The 16,574-nt window shown below is 70.8% G+C and carries 19 protein-coding genes; 10 read left to right on the top strand and 9 right to left on the bottom strand.

The features are described 5' to 3' along the window. Positions 1-255: 255 nt before the first annotated feature. Positions 256-525 (top strand): hypothetical protein, encoded by a 270-nt coding sequence (locus ACFWR9_RS24890; protein WP_383845851.1) that lies wholly within the window; start codon positions 256-258, stop codon positions 523-525. A gap of 8 nt (positions 526-533) precedes the next feature. On the opposite strand, the gene ACFWR9_RS24895 is transcribed toward ACFWR9_RS24890, so the two are convergent. Together ACFWR9_RS24895 and ACFWR9_RS24900 are read right to left on the bottom strand one after the other, a co-directional pair. After that, positions 534-1,472 carry a DUF4231 domain-containing protein gene (locus tag ACFWR9_RS24895; protein WP_383845853.1) on the bottom strand — a complete coding sequence of 313 codons (939 nt, stop codon included), beginning with the start codon at positions 1,470-1,472 and terminating at the stop codon, positions 534-536. Positions 1,473-1,476: 4 nt separating this feature from the next. Then, positions 1,477-2,037 carry a hypothetical protein gene (locus ACFWR9_RS24900; protein WP_383845889.1) on the bottom strand — a complete coding sequence of 187 codons (561 nt, stop codon included), beginning with the start codon at positions 2,035-2,037 and terminating at the stop codon, positions 1,477-1,479. Between the two features lie 155 nt (positions 2,038-2,192). Here ACFWR9_RS24900 and ACFWR9_RS24905 point away from each other — a divergent pair, with 155 nt between their 5' ends. Continuing rightward, positions 2,193-2,411, top strand: a complete 219-nt coding sequence (locus ACFWR9_RS24905; protein ID WP_383845855.1) for a hypothetical protein — start codon at positions 2,193-2,195, stop codon at positions 2,409-2,411. 20 nt (positions 2,412-2,431) lie between these two features. Here ACFWR9_RS24905 and ACFWR9_RS24910 read toward each other — a convergent pair whose 3' ends face one another. From ACFWR9_RS24910 to ACFWR9_RS24920, 3 genes are all read right to left on the bottom strand, one after another. After that, a complete protein-coding gene (locus tag ACFWR9_RS24910; protein ID WP_383845857.1) occupies positions 2,432-3,103 on the bottom strand; it encodes a hypothetical protein in 672 nt (223 codons plus the stop codon). Positions 3,104-3,250: 147 nt separating this feature from the next. Next, positions 3,251-4,897 (bottom strand): IS1182 family transposase, encoded by a 1,647-nt coding sequence (locus tag ACFWR9_RS24915; protein ID WP_383845859.1) that lies wholly within the window; start codon positions 4,895-4,897, stop codon positions 3,251-3,253. A gap of 198 nt (positions 4,898-5,095) precedes the next feature. After that, positions 5,096-5,812, bottom strand: a complete 717-nt coding sequence (locus ACFWR9_RS24920; protein ID WP_383845860.1) for a hypothetical protein — start codon at positions 5,810-5,812, stop codon at positions 5,096-5,098. Positions 5,813-6,043: 231 nt separating this feature from the next. Between ACFWR9_RS24920 and tap the strand changes: the two genes are divergently transcribed. Beyond that, positions 6,044-8,266 carry a telomere-associated protein Tap gene (gene tap / locus ACFWR9_RS24925; RefSeq protein ID WP_383845862.1) on the top strand — a complete coding sequence of 741 codons (2,223 nt, stop codon included), beginning with the start codon at positions 6,044-6,046 and terminating at the stop codon, positions 8,264-8,266. A 15-nt stretch (positions 8,267-8,281) separates the two neighbouring features. After that, on the top strand, positions 8,282-8,839 hold the full coding sequence (gene tpg / locus ACFWR9_RS24930) for a telomere-protecting terminal protein Tpg (RefSeq protein ID WP_383845863.1): 558 nt from the start codon (positions 8,282-8,284) through the stop codon (positions 8,837-8,839). Positions 8,840-8,960: 121 nt separating this feature from the next. Here the strand turns inward: tpg (ACFWR9_RS24930) and ACFWR9_RS24935 are convergent, their stop codons facing one another. Beyond that, positions 8,961-9,758 carry a hypothetical protein gene (locus tag ACFWR9_RS24935; RefSeq protein WP_383845865.1) on the bottom strand — a complete coding sequence of 266 codons (798 nt, stop codon included), beginning with the start codon at positions 9,756-9,758 and terminating at the stop codon, positions 8,961-8,963. A 163-nt stretch (positions 9,759-9,921) separates the two neighbouring features. Here ACFWR9_RS24935 and tpg (ACFWR9_RS24940) point away from each other — a divergent pair, with 163 nt between their 5' ends. From tpg (ACFWR9_RS24940) to ACFWR9_RS24965, 6 genes are all read left to right on the top strand, one after another. Further along, positions 9,922-10,509 carry a telomere-protecting terminal protein Tpg gene (tpg, locus tag ACFWR9_RS24940; protein ID WP_383845867.1) on the top strand — a complete coding sequence of 196 codons (588 nt, stop codon included), beginning with the start codon at positions 9,922-9,924 and terminating at the stop codon, positions 10,507-10,509. A 103-nt stretch (positions 10,510-10,612) separates the two neighbouring features. Continuing rightward, on the top strand, positions 10,613-11,380 hold the full coding sequence (locus ACFWR9_RS24945; RefSeq protein ID WP_383845869.1) for a hypothetical protein: 768 nt from the start codon (positions 10,613-10,615) through the stop codon (positions 11,378-11,380). Between the two features lie 219 nt (positions 11,381-11,599). Continuing rightward, positions 11,600-11,941, top strand: a complete 342-nt coding sequence (locus ACFWR9_RS24950; RefSeq protein WP_383845871.1) for a hypothetical protein — start codon at positions 11,600-11,602, stop codon at positions 11,939-11,941. Positions 11,942-11,957: 16 nt separating this feature from the next. Further along, a complete protein-coding gene (locus tag ACFWR9_RS24955) occupies positions 11,958-12,245 on the top strand; it encodes a hypothetical protein (protein ID WP_383845873.1) in 288 nt (95 codons plus the stop codon). A gap of 74 nt (positions 12,246-12,319) precedes the next feature. Next, positions 12,320-12,553 carry a hypothetical protein gene (locus tag ACFWR9_RS24960; protein ID WP_383845875.1) on the top strand — a complete coding sequence of 78 codons (234 nt, stop codon included), beginning with the start codon at positions 12,320-12,322 and terminating at the stop codon, positions 12,551-12,553. After that, a complete protein-coding gene (locus ACFWR9_RS24965; RefSeq protein ID WP_383845877.1) occupies positions 12,553-12,825 on the top strand; it encodes a hypothetical protein in 273 nt (90 codons plus the stop codon). Before ACFWR9_RS24960 ends, ACFWR9_RS24965 begins: the two co-directional genes overlap by 1 nt. A 776-nt stretch (positions 12,826-13,601) precedes the next feature. Here ACFWR9_RS24965 and ACFWR9_RS24970 read toward each other — a convergent pair. The 3 genes from ACFWR9_RS24970 to ACFWR9_RS24980 form a co-directional block, all read right to left on the bottom strand. Beyond that, positions 13,602-14,057 carry a hypothetical protein gene (locus ACFWR9_RS24970; protein ID WP_383845879.1) on the bottom strand — a complete coding sequence of 152 codons (456 nt, stop codon included), beginning with the start codon at positions 14,055-14,057 and terminating at the stop codon, positions 13,602-13,604. A 305-nt stretch (positions 14,058-14,362) separates the two neighbouring features. After that, complete coding sequence (locus tag ACFWR9_RS24975; protein WP_383845881.1) at positions 14,363-14,848, bottom strand: hypothetical protein; 486 nt, start codon at positions 14,846-14,848, stop codon at positions 14,363-14,365. After that, the gene (locus ACFWR9_RS24980; protein WP_383845883.1) at positions 14,845-15,492 is read right to left on the bottom strand and encodes a helix-turn-helix domain-containing protein; all 648 of its coding nucleotides are present in this window, start codon (positions 15,490-15,492) and stop codon (positions 14,845-14,847) included. Before ACFWR9_RS24980 ends, ACFWR9_RS24975 begins: the two co-directional genes overlap by 4 nt. Positions 15,493-16,574 lie beyond the last annotated feature (1,082 nt).

Genomic DNA, 16,574 nt, shown 5'->3' on the forward strand with positions numbered 1-16,574 from the left:
CTGCAACGATTCCGCCCCACAACCGCATACAGAGGTACCGGCGGATCGAGGTGAGCCAAGCTCCCTCACGACGGTGCAAGCACCAAGGCGAAGGTTGATGGATCGACCAAATCCCTCGCTGGCTCCACCGCTTGAAGGCACACCCGCGCCCGGATTCTCCGGGTGCGGGTCTCTTTGTTTGCCCACCCACCCTGCTTGTCCCGTGTCCGAGAGCCCCGGCAGTCGCCGGGGCTTTACCTATGTCCGGAGGTCCCCGTGACGGAACTCGCTTCTGCCGTACCCGCCTACGTTCTGCTCGCCGTGCTCGCGGTCATCGTGGTGCTGCTCACCGTGGTCGCCATCGTCGCGCGGGCGGTGGTGGCGAAGGCGCGGCCCGAGGACTTACAGCACATCCTCCCGGGCCTGGGCCAGGTCCTGGCCGCGCTGGCCCTCTTCCTCCCCTGGGGGCGCGGGACGCGGGGCCCGACCGGCGCGCCGCCGGTGCCCGTGCGGTCCGAGCGCAGAGGAGGGCGGCCCCGGGGCTGAGGCCGGAGTCAGGCCGCCGGCGGCTGGCTGGAGGGCGTGGCTTGGTCGGCGGGCTGGTCCAGCTGCTGCTGGCGGCGCCGCTGTTCGTTGCGGTGGTCTTCGACGCGCTGGGTGAACTTCTTGAGCGCCTCGTTCTCCCGGCCGGGTCCGTACTCGCTGTACGGGCCGATGCCGAGCCGGACGGCGTTCACCTCCTCCTCGATGGCGTCGGCGGTCTGCTGGAGGAAGTAGCTGCGCTCGCGGAACTTGTAGTAGCCGGTGAACATCGCGGCCACCGTGATGGCGAAGCTGATCGCGGTCAGGCTGACGCTCTGCCAGGTCAGCTCCTTGCCGGTGTCCAGGGCCGCGATCGTGGTCGTGGACGCGGAACCGATCATGATGAGGGTCTGCAGGCCGTTGTGGATCCGCCGGTACTTGCGGCTGTCGGCCTGGTACTGCTCGACCGCAACCGTGACTTCCTCGCGGTAGATTTTGCGCCGGTCGTCCACGTCCGGGTTGTTCCTGACCTTCTGCTTCCACAGCGCCTCCTGCTGCGAGGCGAGATGCACCTCCAGGCGCTGGAGGCTGGACACGTCCCGCCCGGCGAAGTACACGCCGACCAGCGTCAGCAAGGACATCAGGAGCAGGCCGCCGCAGATCAGGTCACCCACGACGAACCGCGCGGGGTCGCCCGTGGTGCCCCAGGCGATGCCCGTGCCGATGATGGCGGCGAGTAAGGACAGCCAGCTGAGGGCCGCCCCCGCGCGCCAGATGCGGTCCAGCAGCCGGCGCCGGGCGAGCTGCTCCTGGGCGTCGATGACGAGGTTGGTGGTCACCACGTAGATCCGTTCGTCGGCGTCCCGCTGGCGGGCGCGAATCCGTTCGGCTTCGTCCCGCTTGCGGGCGTTGATCAGGTCGTCCGCGTCCTGGATGCGGCGGGGCGCATCGTCGTCGAAGTCCCGCGCCACGGGATCAGCGGGCGAACGCTTCGGTCAGGCTGATGCGGTAGCCGTCTTCTTCCATCAGCACGACGGTGACGCCGAACGGGTCGGGGTGGTCCAGCTCGATCGGGGTGAAGGAGAAGTTCACCGCGGCCTGGATCGGCGGCACCAGTTCGCCGCCGGGCTGCGGCGCGGGGGCCGGCCTCCAGTCCGGGGCGACCGACGCCCAGCCCTCGGAGCTGCGGGACAGGAGCTGCTCGCTGTAGGGGAACTGGTGCAGGACGTGCCCGTCGCGGGTGGCGACCACCATGTTCAGGCACGGCGCCGGGCCGACGATCGGCAGTTCGCAGGCGGTGGCGACGTCGTGCGTCTCCCACGCGAGGACGACCTCGTCCGCACCGGCCGCCGCGGCGATGTTCGCCAGCTCCGCGACCCCGGCGACCGCGTCCTGGCCGACCTTGAGCGGGCGGACCCAGATCAGCCCGACCAGCTCGCCGCGCACCAGCGGCATCATCAGCGGGCGCGGCACGACCCCTTCGCCCAACGAGGCGATGTACGTCTTCTTCGCGACGCTGACCAGTCCGTCCCACATCCGTGCTTCCACGGGAGCCCCCTGCCGTCTGCTGATCCGATCACCGCACCCTGCCATGGAGATTGAGGCCGTGTCAGCGGGATGATCAGCCAGCCCGTCGACGGGATTCGACGCATGTCCGGCTGTGCGGATCAGGTTTCGGGGACGTCTCAGCCGTGCTGTCGCTCAAGGCGGCGGAGCAGCAGTTCCGCGTGGCGGGGCAGGCGGCCGATGACCAGCTGGCCCCGATCGGGCAGGCCCGTTCCGAGCGCCGCCGCCAGGCCGACGTCTCCCACGCCGCCGCGGTGCGCCGGGCCCGTGCGGAGTGCGCGGCGCGGGAGGCCGGGGCGGCGGCCGTGGTCCCGCAGACGGCGCCGCTGGGCAGGACCGTGTGAGAGGGGGAGAGCTCGAGGTGTCAGGGGCGGCGGGCGAGGACGTCGTCGATGCGTGAGGCGTCGGCGACCCACGTTGCGGCGGCCGGCGCTATGAAGCCGAGCACGGTCTGGATGTCGTCCCGGCGGGCTTCGAGGGGCAGGTGCCAGATGCCCTCGTGGTGGGCGATGCGGTTGCGGAACTGGTGCAGCCGCTTGACCGGGTTCTCCACCGTGGTCACGGCGCGGTTGGGGGCGTGGGGGAAGGCGCCCGCGAGGTCGGGCCAGAGGCTGGTCTTGTACTGGCGGGCCAGCAGGAAGCGCCAGAAGCCGAAGCTCAGCTCCGCGATGACCTTCCCGCGCGGCGTGGTCGCAGCGCCGCCCCGCTCAGCGCGCTCTTGGGCCTGGGCGATGTCGCCGCGGGCCTTACCACTGAGGGGGACCTGTCTGTCGCCGTACCACTCGGTGGTGCGGCCCCGGCGCTGCTGGCGGGCCACGAGTCGTGCGTCCAGCGCGTTGCGCAGCATGATCTCCAGATGCCCGAGGGGTTCGAAGAACGCCGCGGCGAGGTCGCTGTTCCACCGGTACAGCGCGAGTGCGGCGATGGAGTCACCAGCACAGGCGGTCAGGTAGGGGTTCAGCCGGTCGGGGCTGATCAGCTCGATGACGGCCTTGCTGTCGGGCGGCTCGATGCTGGTGGGCGGCGTGCTGTGCATGGTGGGGTCATCGTAGGTACACTGGGCGACGAAGACCCTGGAATCGTCCCTGGTAGCCCTCTAACGAGGGCAGGCCATACCCCCAGGGTTCAGACTTTGAGGGCCCCCACCAGCTGGATGCTGTTGGTAAATCCGCCCCGCTGGATCTCATCCAGCGGGGCGGAGTGCTGCGAAGGGTGAGACGCGGGTGCGGGCGAGGGGCTTGCCGGTGAGCCAGGCATCGATGCGGGCGAGGTTGATGGCGGCGCCGGTGAAGTGGTGTTGCAGCCGGGTCTTCGCGAGGCCGCGGTAGCGGGATCTGCGCAGGCCGAATGCCTGCACGCCTTGGGAGATGGCGCCCTCGACGCCGGCACGGTGTCCGTAGCGGCGGCGCCAGTGGTCGGTGTCCTGTTCGGTGCGGGCCTGCTGAAGAATCTCGTGTTCGGTCTTCGGCCGCAGGGTCAGGTTGCGGCCGGTTTCGGCGTTGGTGCAGGAGATCCGCAGTTCGCAGGGGCCGCAGTGCCGTTCGGCGAAGCGGACGCGGGTGACCGGGGTGCCGCGGTGGCTTCGGGCGTCTCTCCACTGGACGCTGGTGTGGCCGCCGGGGCAGACGGCCTGGCGTTGGTCCCAGTCGACGGTGAAGCGGGTGCTGTCGAAGAAGTCGCCGGTCGCCTGTTGCCGGTTGGTGTTCTTCCCGACAGGTCCCACGAGGTCGATGCTGTGATCGCGGCGGGCATGGTGGATCTGCTCGGCGTCGACGTATCCGGCGTCCACCAGGTGTTCGTCCGGCAAGAGGTCACGCTCGGCCAGGGCGGTGTGGATGTCCTCCAGCACGGCGTCGTCGTTCACCGGTGCCGGGGTGGTGTGGATGTGGGTGATCAGGTGCGGGCGATCGGGTTCGCAGGTCTCGCTGAGGTGGACCTTGTAGCCTGACCAGCCCAGATCCCGCTTCGCTCCGGTTCTCGCCTCAGTCTCGTGCGGGGTGCGTAAGCGGATCAGACCGGGCGGGGTGTTCTTCGGCTCACGCCAGCGCACGGCGCCGTCGACCTGGTGGAACTGCTGCACCCATGTCCGGCGCAGGAACTCAACCGCGGGCAGACCCCGCAGTTCAGGCGGAGCCTGGGGCGACCAGACCGCCTGAAGCAGCAGCGTGCCGTCGGCCCCGCACTGGTCACCGTGCTCGACACGAGCGGCCCACCGGGACGCGAAGCGGTTGTCCTCCGGCCGGGCCGAGTAGCGGTCGAACCACTCCGGCTCCGCCACCCCCGACAGCCAGTCCCCGGCCACCTCAGCAACCTGGTTCAGTGCCGTGCGCAGCGTTTCGACCACGAACTCCAGCCGGTTCAGGTCCCTGGTCGCGGCCAGCACATGGGTGGCGTCCGTGCGCTGACGCTTACCCGCCTTGACCAGACCGGCCTCCCCGGCCGCCCGCAGCACCGTGTCGAACACCGCCCGGCCCGCGTCCGCCTCCGCGAGCCGGGCACGGAACTCGCTGAGCACGGAGAAGTCGAACCCTGTGTCGGCCAGCTCCAGCGACAGGGCGTACTTCCAGTCCAGACGCGAGCGGACCGCGTGCGCGGCCTGCCGGTCGGTCAGCCCCTCCGCGAACTGCAACACCGACACCAGCGCCAGCCGAGCCGGGGACACCGCCGGCCGCCCCCGCACGGGAAACAGCTCCTCGAAGTCGGCGTCGGCGAAGACCGGCCCGAGCGCATCCCGCACCCGCATCACCAGACAACCCTTCGGGAACACCGCACGTGCCAGCTGCACGGTCTCCGCCGGAATCTCCGCCAACTCCACCCCACGCAACGACACGAACCCACCCCAAAAACACGACGACGGCCTGCACAACCCCAACGGGGTCATACAGGCCGTCGTCACGCAGGCCGCCGGATTTACCAACAGCATCCAGCTGGTGGGGGCCCTCAGCTTTTGTCGCCACGCAGCAAGACAGGCTGGACGACGGCCGGCTCATGTGGATCCGGCCGGGGTAGTGCGCACAGCTGCTGGCCGTCAGCGCTTCCAGCGGACGAAGAGCTGCTCCCCAGGCCCAGGGTCGATGCCGAACGGCAGGCTGAGCGGCTCCAGATCCAGCTTCTCCTGCGGGGCGAGCGGCGTGAAGCCGCGCCGCTGGTAGAAGCGGTCCAGGCCGGAGTCGACGGGGAACTGGCCGTAGAACAGGAGCAGGTCGAGCTGCTCGTAGACCTGCACGGTGCGCTTGAGCAGGTGGGTGGCCCATCCGGCGCCGCGGGCCTTCTCCGTGACGCTGAGGCCGGCCAGCTTGGCGAGGGCGAGGGGAATGGACATCAGCTGCTCGGGAGGGAATCCCTGCTGCTGGGCGCCGTTCATGATGGGCATCGGCGGCATCGAATACGCGGCGCCGACTACGTCGCCGGCCTTGTCCTCCGCGACCAGGACCAGGGACAGCCCGGGGATCGCGTCGAGGTACGTCCTCTGCACCAGAAGCGGCGTCATCGCCCTGATCCACGCCTCCTGACCGGTCAGCCCGGCGCACAGCGCCACGGCGAGCTCGCCACCGAACTGGTCGGCCGCAGGCTGGTCCAGCCGTGCCCCCGCGGCAGCCATCAGAGCCTGCACGGCGTCGGCCTCGCCCGTCTGGGCAAGCCGGATGCGCCCTCCCTCGGGGCCTTGCCAGCCCTCGATGACTCGCCTGCTGGTCACGGGCTGCGGCGGGGTGGAGCCGCCGCGCGTCTTCCCTCGTTTGGCCATGCTCGGCACCGTACTGAGCCGGACCCGGCCCGGCTGGCAGATCGCCAGAACCAGCCACCACACCGGCCAGGGAGGCCGGATCGGTGGCGGCGGTAACACCGCAGCGCGCGCCGCTGCGGACGTCAGCATGAAACGTCGACTCACCCCCAAGAGTGACCGTACGGTGTCTGTACGGTAGAAGTGCGCGAATCTTACGGTTCATGGGGTAGAGTGTGGGTCAGGAGGTGTTCCATGTCCGAGATGTTCGATGCGGTCGACGCGCTGGTCGCGTCCCGCTCTGCTCTGCCGTCGGCGGAGGAGCGCAAGCGGCTGCGGGTCGCACACGGCCTGACGCTGGACGACGTCGCCGGCGCTCTCCAGGTGCGCCGGGCCACGGTGTCCGCCTGGGAGTCGGCCAAGAAGCCGACCGAGCCGCGCGGCCCGGAACGCGAGGCGTACGCGCGACTGCTCAAGCAGCTCGCGGAGCTCTACCCGGCCCCGGTGCCCGCCACGTTCACCGGCACCCCGGCCCCAGCCGAAGCCCGTCCTCTGTCCACAGGGGAGGCGTCCGAGGCTGAGGTCATGACTGCAACCGAGAACACCCAGACCCCCGCCCCGGCTCCCGTCGCCGCTGCTCCGGCCGCCGCGTCCCGCCCGGCGAGCACCACCAGGCCGACGTCGACGTCGCGGCGGCCGGGCGCGAAGAAGGCGGCCCCGGCGAACACCGCGGCGGGCGGCACCGACCCGCGGTTCGAGAACGGACCGCTCGCGGTCGTCGACGTCGAGGACGGGAAGGTGCTGGCGTACTGCACCGGCGGCCTGGTCCTGGACGTGCCCGCCAAGTCCCTGCCGTCCCTGGTGGACTGGACGCTCAAGGAGGCGAAGCTCGGGCAGCCGAAGCTGTCCGGCCCGGGACGGCCCGCCGACCCGCTGCTCGTGCTCACCGAGGCCGCCCTGGAGCGCTACGGGCTCCCGGTCTCGTTCACGGCGGAGGAGAAGGACGCCGGTCGGATCCCGGAGGGCCACAAGGTCATCAAGCAGCTGGTGCGCGCCGACTGGAAGCTCACGAAGAGGGGCTTCGGGCCGTGGGCGCGGATCTACCGCCCCGCCAAGGGCTCGGACCGCCAGTGCGTGCAGTTGTGCATCCCGTCGTGGAACGCGCTGGACGCCCGGTTCTGGGGCGACGCCGCGCAGCTTCCGCCGGCGGAGCTCGCCCGCGTCCTGGGCGTCTACGCGACCCGGGTGATGACGCCGCGCGGCTCCACCGCCGTCACCGGCCTGGAGCTGATGACCGCGCTGCACCCGCCGACCCACGCCGTGCGGGATGAGGAGACCGGCGCCCTGCGCCAGGCCGACGAGAAGACGCCCGGATCCCTGGGCAAGGACCCGGTGGACTGCGCGCCGTGCGAGGCCCCGGACGGGCACCCGCTGCTCAAGGACCTGCCGCGCTTCACCGTCCGGGGCCCGGACCAGAAGCTGTTCGAGGAGGCGTACGACTGGGCGCGGCCGATGACCGATGCCGAGTGCACCCTGCGCTACCTGGTCGGCCTGGACGTGAACATGGCCTTCGCCGCCGGCGCGAACGGGCTGAACGTCGGCCTCGGTGAGCCGATGCACGTCAAGACCCCGGTGTTCGACCCGAAGCTGCCCGGCTCGTGGCTGGTCGACCTGTCCCACGTCGACCTGTCGAAGGTGAAGGTCGGCAAGGAGTGGGTGGAGCTGGACGGCTCGCTGCTGCCCTCCCCGTTCACGCCGAAGGGCGACCGCCCGACCGGCCCGGCCTGGTACGCGACGCCCACCGTGGCCTACGCCCAGGAGCTCGGCTACGACGTCGCGCCCATCGAGGCGTGGGTCCGCTACGAGAACGGCCGCTACCTGGACGGCTGGTACGGACGGCTGCGCGACGCCTACCTCGCCACGATGGCCGACCTCGGCGTCGACGCCGACCTCGCCCCGGCCGACTTCCTGGCCGCGATGGACGGCTACAAGGAGCGCGACCCGGAACTGACGATCGTCGTCTCGGCGATCAAGGCGACGGTCAAGGGCGGCATCGGCAAGCTGCGCGAGCGCCCGCGCGGTGAGGGCTGGCGGCCGGGCGAGCGGTGGCGTGCCCTGGAGCGCCCGACATGGCGCCCCGACATCCGGGCGGCGGTCATCTCCCGCACCCGGATCAACCTCCACCGGAAGATCGTCAAGCACGCGTCGTTCACCGGGCAGTACCCGATCGCGATCCTGTCCGACTGCGTCGTCTACGCCGCGAACGGACCGAGCCCGCTGGACTTCCTGCCCTACCGGGAGGGCAAGCCGCTGCCGGGCGGGTTCAAGCTCGGCATCAACCCCGGCCTGGTCAAGCACGAGGGCACCCAGTCTGTCCTGTGGGGCGAGGAGGTCCGGGACAAGTTCAACGCGCCGGAGCTCAACCTGGCCCGGTCCATCAAGGACGGCACCGTCACCGACGCCGACAACGGCGAGTAGGGGAGTAGGCAGGCGATGAGCATGTTCGGGGACGGCCTGGACAAGGCGGTGCAGAAGGCGTTCACCCGCCCGGCGCCCAAGTCCGCGGGCCCGCAGATGCGGTACATGGTCAAGCAGCTCGGTGGCACGAAGGCCGTCGCCGAACTGCTCGGCATGTCCCAGCGGCAGGTGGAGCGGTACGTGGCGGGCAAGGCCAAGAAGCCGCGCGCCGACCTCGCCGCACGTCTGGAGCGCGAGGTGACCAAGCGGTGGCAGCCGCAGATCCGGGCCAAGGCCCGCGAGAAGGCGGCGACGACCGGCGGCATCGTCATCGACACCCGCGCCCGCATGGGCTACACCGCGCCGATCGGGTCGACCGACCAGGACCGCATCCGGCACCTCACCGTCGCCCTGCCGCCCGTCTACGCCGCCCGCCTCTTCGACGCCCAGGCGGCCGGCGCCAGTGACGACCGCCTGCGGGAGATCGCGGCCGAAGCGCTCAAGGAGGTGTACTTCCAGGACGGCGGCCGCCGCGCCGGGAGCCTGGATGAGGTCCGGTTCACCGACGTCGAACACCTCGAGTTCGACCTCTAGCAGCCGCGCCCCGAACAGCCCGCGAGCCCGGACCAGTTGGTCCGGGCTCGCTCGCGTATCCGCGGGGGGTCGGATGTTCATGCACGCGATGCCGTGCTCAACGGCTCGCGGCCGTCGGCGGTTACTCCCCGCGCTGCTGCCGGTCGCGCAGCTGCTTGCGGATCGAGCGGGCGGTCTCCATCGCCCGGTGAGAGGGCGTCGCGGCGAACTGGCGGCGGTTGTCCAAGTCCTCGGTCAGGTAGCGGGCGTAGGCCCCCAGGAGCCCGGTGGCGTGCGTCTGGGCGTACTCCAGGAGATGCCGCAAGGCGTCGAGTTCCCCAGGCCGCAGCGCCACCGAGACTTCAGTGTCGTCCGGCGAGTTCAGAGCGCCGGACACTCTGGCGGTGTAGACGCTTGTGACCAGGTGCTTGAAGCACATGCCGTACGTGCGGCCCCGCAGGTCCTCCGGGGCCGGGACGAACGCCGCCAGGCGCTGGTGGAGCTCGGTGAGGTCGCTGCCTGACGTCCGGTAGAACGGGCGCTCACTGCTGCCTGCTTCCGTCGGCGAAAGCCTGGCCGTGGCCACGAAGGAGACGACGCGGTCGACGGGCGGGACCAGGCCGGCCCCGACCCAGCGGGCGTGACCATAGAAGTCGGCGTCGTCATCTTTCAACGGGAGCAGGCACCAGCCCGAGGTTCCCGACCAGTGCAGATTCACGTTCTCGGAGTCCGCGTACAGACCCCGCTCGAAGGCTGTGTTGAAGCTGAGGTTCCCGTCGACGTCGGTCCCGGAGTCGTCGACGGCCAGGATCCGCACGTTGCCCGACCCGTACACGCCCGTGACCGGCACGTTTTCGTCCAGAAGGGCAGCGGCGACGGCGTTCATGTAGTGGCCGATGGCCTCCGTCAGGACCTCGCTCGCGGAAGGCTCGGACGTCACGTGTTCTCCCAGAGTGCTGTTGGCCGGACAGGCCGGGGCAGTTGACTGTGTCACTCAGTCTTCCGTGAATCCGGCGCGACTCCATCTGGTTCCCGCCAAGAAGGGGCTCGCCCTCACGGACTCCGGTCTCTGTCCACAGGGCTTCGCTGGCCTGATGGTCGGCATGAGCGATCACGAGCAGCAGCCGGCCCCGCGCCGCGGCAAGGTCCTGGAGGCCCTCGCGCGGGCGGAGCGGAAGCTCTTCACCCGGCCCGCCCCGAAATCGGCAAAGGCACGTATGAAATTCCTCCGCACGCGCGAGGGCGGGTCTACCGCAGCCGTGGCGAAGCGCCTGGGCACCTCACGCCGGACGGTGGAGCGCTACCTCGCCGGGAAGCTGACGAAGCCGCAGAAGCGGCTCCAGGCCGCCCTGGTGGAGGAGACGGAGTCCGAGTGGCAACCGCAGGTCAGAGCGCAAGCGCGCGCACAGGCGTCCACCTCCAGGGGGATGATGGTGGAGGTGACGGCGTACTTCGGATTCACCTGCACGGGCAGCTCGGACGACGGCCGCGAGCGCCAGATCACCACGGACATCTCGCCCACCTACGTGAAGCAGATCCTGGAGCTCCAGGAGTCCGGTGCGACGGAGGAGGATCTGCATCCGATCGTCGCGGAGGCCATCACGGAGTCGTATTTCACGGAATGGGGCACACGGGCCGATGGCCTGCGCGCGGACTTCACGTCCGTGTCGTCAATTTCCTTCCGGTTCTGACCCGGCCGAATTCCGCGCCTGCTATAAAACGTATCGGCGGGCCGCCGTACAGCGCTCTGGCGGCGGCCCGCTCCGAATCCTCACCACGAATGCGAGGCCGAAGATGACCCGGTTCTGGCCGCCCGGCGAGAGCACCCGCCGACCGCTCGCCCCGCGCGTCGCCGCGCCCCGAGAGCCGGTCGATCCGGCGCGGATCGGCCGTCGCGTCGTACGGCGCCGGGCGAAGGGGATGGACGCCGGCGCGGTCGCGGCGGCCCTCGAGAACGCACGCTTCGACGCCCGGCAGGCGTCCCGGCACGAGGACCTGGCCGACGACGTCCGCGGCCCGGCGGAGCTCGCGGAGTGGGAGCGCCTGAACCAGCTGCTCGCCGCCGCGCCCGCCGGCACCGTCTACGACCCGAACACCGACCCCGTCGTCCGGGCGGAGCTCGAAGCCGACGCCGCGGCCGCCGCCGCCCGGGAGGCCGACCTGCGCGAGGCCGCCCGGGTCGCGGCCCGCGCCGACGAGCTCCAGGCGCTGCGCGAGCTCGGCACCCTGGATCAGACCGAGCCCCGCGCCGGGGACGAAGCCGTCCGTGACGAGCTGACCCGGCGAGCCGGCGGCTACGTCCAGGCCGACGTCGACGGCTGGCTCGCGCACGCCCTGGCCGCGCACCTCGGGCACTACCGCGATCCGGCCGCCTGCGAGGAAGCCGCCGGTCTCCTCACCGCGCCGGTCCTCGCGCACGCCGCGCTGCTCGCCGAACTCGTGCGCCTGGTCCCCGGCGCCGACGTCGACCAGCTGGCGTTCGCGGCCCGCCTCGCCACCACCGAGCCCGAAGCCGCCGGCGCGCTCGCCGCGTTCCTCACCCGCGCTCACCCCGACCACTGATCACCCAGCGTGCACATCGGTCTGTCACGCTCCCGTGTCACGCACCGCCCGAACCGGCTGTCACGGTGGGTGTCACGCTGCCCATCGGGCCCGCAATCACGGGGCTGACCCCGATTTTCGGGCATCCGCAGCAGCGTGACACTTTCACCGGGCGCGGATACGGAACGTAGTCCTCGGGATCGGTGCCGGGCGGCCGGCGGGTGCGGAAGAATCGCCGGGGTGAGCATCGACAGCGCCACCGCCGCGCTCTACGCCCAGGCCCTGCAGAGCACCGCCGCCGACCCGAGCCGGTGCACCGTGCCGTGGGGCGTGTGCCCCGAGCACGGCGCGACCCTCAAGGCCCGCGCACGGGCCACCGCTGACGGCTTCGACTCCTGGTGCATGGACCCCGTCTGCTTCAACGTGTGGTCGTACGACCGGCTGGACGCGGCCTGCATCGAGCCGGCCACCCACACCGTCCAGGCCGACGGCGGCGACCGGTACGTGGTCTGCGACGGCCACGCCCTGACCGCCCGCACTCAGATCACCGACGGCCAGGTCCTGCCCGGCCTGCCCGCCTGAGACCTCGGCAGGAGCGATGACGACGCACGAGTACCAGATCGTGGCGCGGTGCACCGACCCGTCCCACCCCGGCGCCAGCACCCTGATCTACACCACCCACGCCGCCTCGATCCAGGAGGCCACGGCGAAGGTCAAGAAGCTGCGCATCGACAAGATGACCCCGGGTCTCTACCGCATCACGCAGGTCACCGAGCGCGAACCGGAGTGCACCTGCGCCGAACCCGGCTTCGGAGGCAAGTGCGCCGGCGAACCCTGGTGCGCCAAGGTCGAGGCGTCCGCGGCCGCGAACCCCGTACCGGAGTGACCGGAGCGGTCCCACGGCCGCCGTGCGGCCGATACCGTGGTGGCACACGCCCGTTCGCGCCCTGGAGGCCCTCGATGAGCGAACAGCCGGCCCCCGCCGACACCGCCGCCCGGCAGCTGGATCCCGCGGCCGCCGACGCGGTCCGCGCGTACGCGGCCAAGACCCGCGCCGACGCCGACCGGTTCGCCGCCGTCCTGGAGGACATCGCCACCAACGGCCTGCCCGACCCCGAGCAGTGCACCCCGTGGGAGGACCTGCGCGAGGCACACCTCGCCCGCCTCGCCGCCCAGCGCCCCGCCGTCGCCTGATGCCCGCCCAGCACGGCCCGCGCCGCGCCCGGATCGCGTTCTCCGACTCCGCCGCCAAGCAGCTGGAGAGCCTGACCAGCGAGGCGGACATCCACGCCCTGGACCGCGCCCTGGTCGTCGTCTCCGTCGATCCCGAGGTCGGCGAGCCGATCCCCGGCAGCGCCGCCGGCCCCCAGCTGCGCGAGTACACCGACGACGTCGAACGGGTCCGCATCTTGTACTGGATCTCGGCTTTGAAGACCGTGGTCGTCGTCGCGTACCTCGAGGTCTGACGCTCGACGGCATGTTCGTTGGTTGGTGAGGGATCGGGTCCGCCGGTTGGTGAGGGATCGCTCGCGTAAGAGGAAGACCTAGGACTGACTGACCTGATGACGGGTGCGCGTTTGTCATCCGCCGTAGGCGAGGTACTGGTAGTCGAGGCTGTGGAAAACCTCGCTGTCGCGGATGTGTGACGCGGTCGGTGGTCCTGGTGCGCAGTAATCGCACGACCGGACGGAAGCCACCACGGTGCGGTCAGCCCAGGGGCGTAGATGATCCTTCCCGGCGCTGTGCGGCCTCCTGTGGCGCTTTGAGCCGTTCCGGGCTCCCGAGCGACGATCACGGGCCTCCCGTGCCCTCACGGCGGGCGTACAGCGCTTCGTGTCGTCCGGGGCCTCCGCAGTGCGCCGGCCGACTTCCCGCAGCTCGTCTCCGACGCCGGTGGTCTCGCTCTCCCGGGCCGCGAGCTCCGCTCTCAGGGGGGAGAGAGTTCTACCTGCACGTAGGTACTACAAGTACCTACCTACATTGGGGTGCAAGACGGCGCCCGGCCCTGGCCCGATCACACGGCCCCGGCAGCCTCCCGGCGAAGCTCTCCCGCACCAGCCGGCGCCTTGCACCCTCCGGCCTGCTGCCCGCCGTGCTGCACGCGCTGCTGCTCCTGGTGGTGAAGGGTGCAAGGGCAGCAGGAGGGTGCAAGACCGGGTGCTGCACCGGTCCGCCCCGCGCTCGGTGCAGCAGCGCCCGACCCAGACGGCACACGGGTGCTGCTCGTGCAGCAAGGCCGGCCTCACCGTGCAGCGGCCGCTCGCCTCTCCCGGCCCTGCTCCAGCTGCTGCACCCGGTCGCGGCGTGCGGCCCCCAGACGTGAGCACGCCTGCGCCGCGCACTCGAAGTACACGTCGACGTCCGTGCTGTCCTCGTGACGGGCGACCGTGTACGCGGCCTTCAGCGCCTCGAACGCCGCGATCACGGGCAGGGTGACGTCCTCGTGCGCCCCGGTCGCCGTGTCGAGGTAGTGGGCGAAGCCGAAGTTGTAGCTGCGGTCGCGCTCCGCCTCGGTCACGCGCAGGTGGGCCTTGCGGGCCGCCTCGAACCACCGCAGGCCCTCGTCCACGCCCAGGGCGCCCACGACGATCGCGAGGAACGGCGTCACCCGCTCCGCGGTCGCGGGCCAGCTGTCGGGGTCCGGGCCGAAGCGGTTGCCCAGCTCCTGGGTGAAGTGGAGGCCGAAGTCGTACGTCACCCTGCACTCCTACCGCGACGGCCGGCCCCCGGGCGGGCGGCGCGCGGAGCTCCACCCTGGGAACGCTCGTACGCACGGTGCCGCCTGCGGCTTCCCCTCCAGGGGAACGATGTGCGCCTCGGTGGTGCCAGGCCGCCCGTGTTCTGGAGAACTAGAACAAGACGGTTCCGCTGGTGCTACCGATCACCGCGCTGCCCGCCCGTGACCTGCGCTTTCCCCTGGAGGGGAACGATGTGCTGCTCCGGGCACGCGAACGGCGCCGCACCAGGGGGTGCGGCGCCGTGTTGCCCGGCCGGGTGGGCGGGTCAGTGGACGCGCTTGAGGCGGGTCGTCTTGGTGATGGGGGTGACGTTGCCCTTGGCCTTGGCTTCGGCCTTGCGGGCCTTCTCGTCCAGGTGGAGCTGGAAGCGGCGCTCGTACTCGTCTTCGAAGTCGCCGGCGTCCAGGCGCATGTCCCGGGGCAGCGCCTTGACGGCTCGCTGCTGTTCGCGGGGGTCGTTGAACGCGGCGATCATCGGGTGGAGCTGGAAGCGGCCGCGGCGGACCACGGTGACGAGCCGGGCGGCGACCAGGTGCTGCATGGCGCGGCTGATCATGCCGCGCTCCATCGCGAGGCCAGCCGCGAGTTCGTCGTGGGTGGCGACGACCAGGCCGCCGGGCTCCTGCTCGGTCATCATGTGCAGCAGCAGCGTGTAGGCGGTGGGAGGCAGCCGTGGCACGTACGCGAGACCGTTGAAGCTGCCCCACAGCACGTTGCGGCGCGGAACCCATTCCTCGGCAGCGGACGTCATGACGTGGCCTTCCCTTCCCCATCCGACTCCCTGCGCACTTCCAGTTTCGCGCCGGGAGCGGCCATCGCCCGGAACGCTTCGGGTGCGTCCGGGTCATTCATGATCTCGCGCAGCAGGTCCAGCTGCTCCACCCTGTCGCTCATACCCGTCTTGGAGCGCTTCTTCGCGCCCTTCTCCGGCTCCCTGAGTCCGCCCCTGAGCGACGCGGCCGGGTTGAGCTGGTAGAGGCCGCGCTGGACCCTGCGCAGCGCGCCGTCGGTCTCCAGGGTGTTGAAGACGCGGCTGATGTGAGGCCGGCTGTATCCGAGGTCTTCGGCGACGTCCTCGTGCTTGGCCTCGATCAGCCCGCCGGGCTTCTGGGAGCCCATCAGGTGGAACAGCACCACGAGCACGAACCGGTCGCTGTCGTAGCGGACGGCAGCCCAGCGCATGAACTCCAGGCTGTCCATGGAGAACGCCTCGCCGATGAAGCCGGTGCTGGAGCCGACCGGGAAGACCTGGGCGGCGTGGCCAGCGGGCAGCTCGATGGTGGAGCCGGAGGACCGGTTGTAGGCGGTGGGCGGCGGCTTCGGGCGCCGCCGCCGACGGGACGGGGCGCCGGGCAGCTTCGGCGCTGCGCTGCCGTCCAGGGGCCCTGAGCTCATAGGGTCGCTGCCTCCTTGATCGTTGTGGTGTCAGAACCATAGCGGGGAACCGTGGCAGTAGTGCCACCAAAACGCGGCAGCGCCGACACGGAAGTCACCCGTACGTCAGCCCAGGACTGACCTCCGCTTCCGGGATCGGGTCCGAACCTCCGGCTGACGCACCGTGCGCTGTTTCGTGGCAGTAGTGCCACGAAACGATGTTGATGTGTCAGAAGCTGCTGACGTAGCGACGGAGATATGTCAGTCCAGGGCTGACATATCTCTCTGAACTCGGCTCTCTGACCTGCGGAAACGTACAGCTCTTGCCTCTAGAGCGTGCGCGCGCGTGATACCGGCTCTCCCCGTCGTGATCAAGCACCGCCACGCCGTGGGATCGGCCCATCAGCAGCAGCACGAGAGCCCACCGGCCGGACCCCCGTCGTGGCGCGCGCGGCTTCGCGTGCGGCCCCGTGGGCTCCCTCGGGTCGTGGACGGCGGCAGCGGCTCTGAGTCTCGGGTGGTGCCGGCCGTGACGTTCAAAAGCGAGGGAGCGTGGCCGGTGCCGGTGGGCGGTTCCGCCGCACGGCCCCGGGGGGGCCGCTCGGCTCCGGTACCTCCGCACGCCGGAATTCACCCTTCCCGATATCCGGGGTACCGTTCTGTGGCTGAGGTCCGCAGCGTCCCAATTTCGTCATTCCTCGCCTGAGTGGGGGTGCGAAATACCGGCGCTGACCACTCATCAAATTGCGCGCCCCGCCCGGGTGGTTGGGGGGTGTCCCGTGTTTCCGCCAACGGTACATGCTGCATCAACTCGATGCACGCGGTACACTAGAACCCACACGAACGAGCGACCCCCACCCCCATAGCCAGCCCGGCCCGCGCCAGCGGGCCCCAAGGTTCTGGAGGCGCAGCCGGAAGGACCGTCAGGCGGGGGAGCGCAGCGGACCCGCCGGGAGCGCCCCGCGCTCCCCCAACTCCCGTACTGGAGGCCCCACTAGCCGCACCCACGAACCCGATCGGCCCGGCCGCGCGATGCGCGGCCAGCCGGGCGCGCAGCGGCCGGCCCCACTGCCTCCAGGAGTGCAGCGGAGGGAGGCGCCCAC

The organism is Streptomyces sp. NPDC058534, assembly GCF_042717365.1.
In the GTDB taxonomy this organism is placed as follows: domain Bacteria; phylum Actinomycetota; class Actinomycetes; order Streptomycetales; family Streptomycetaceae; genus Streptomyces.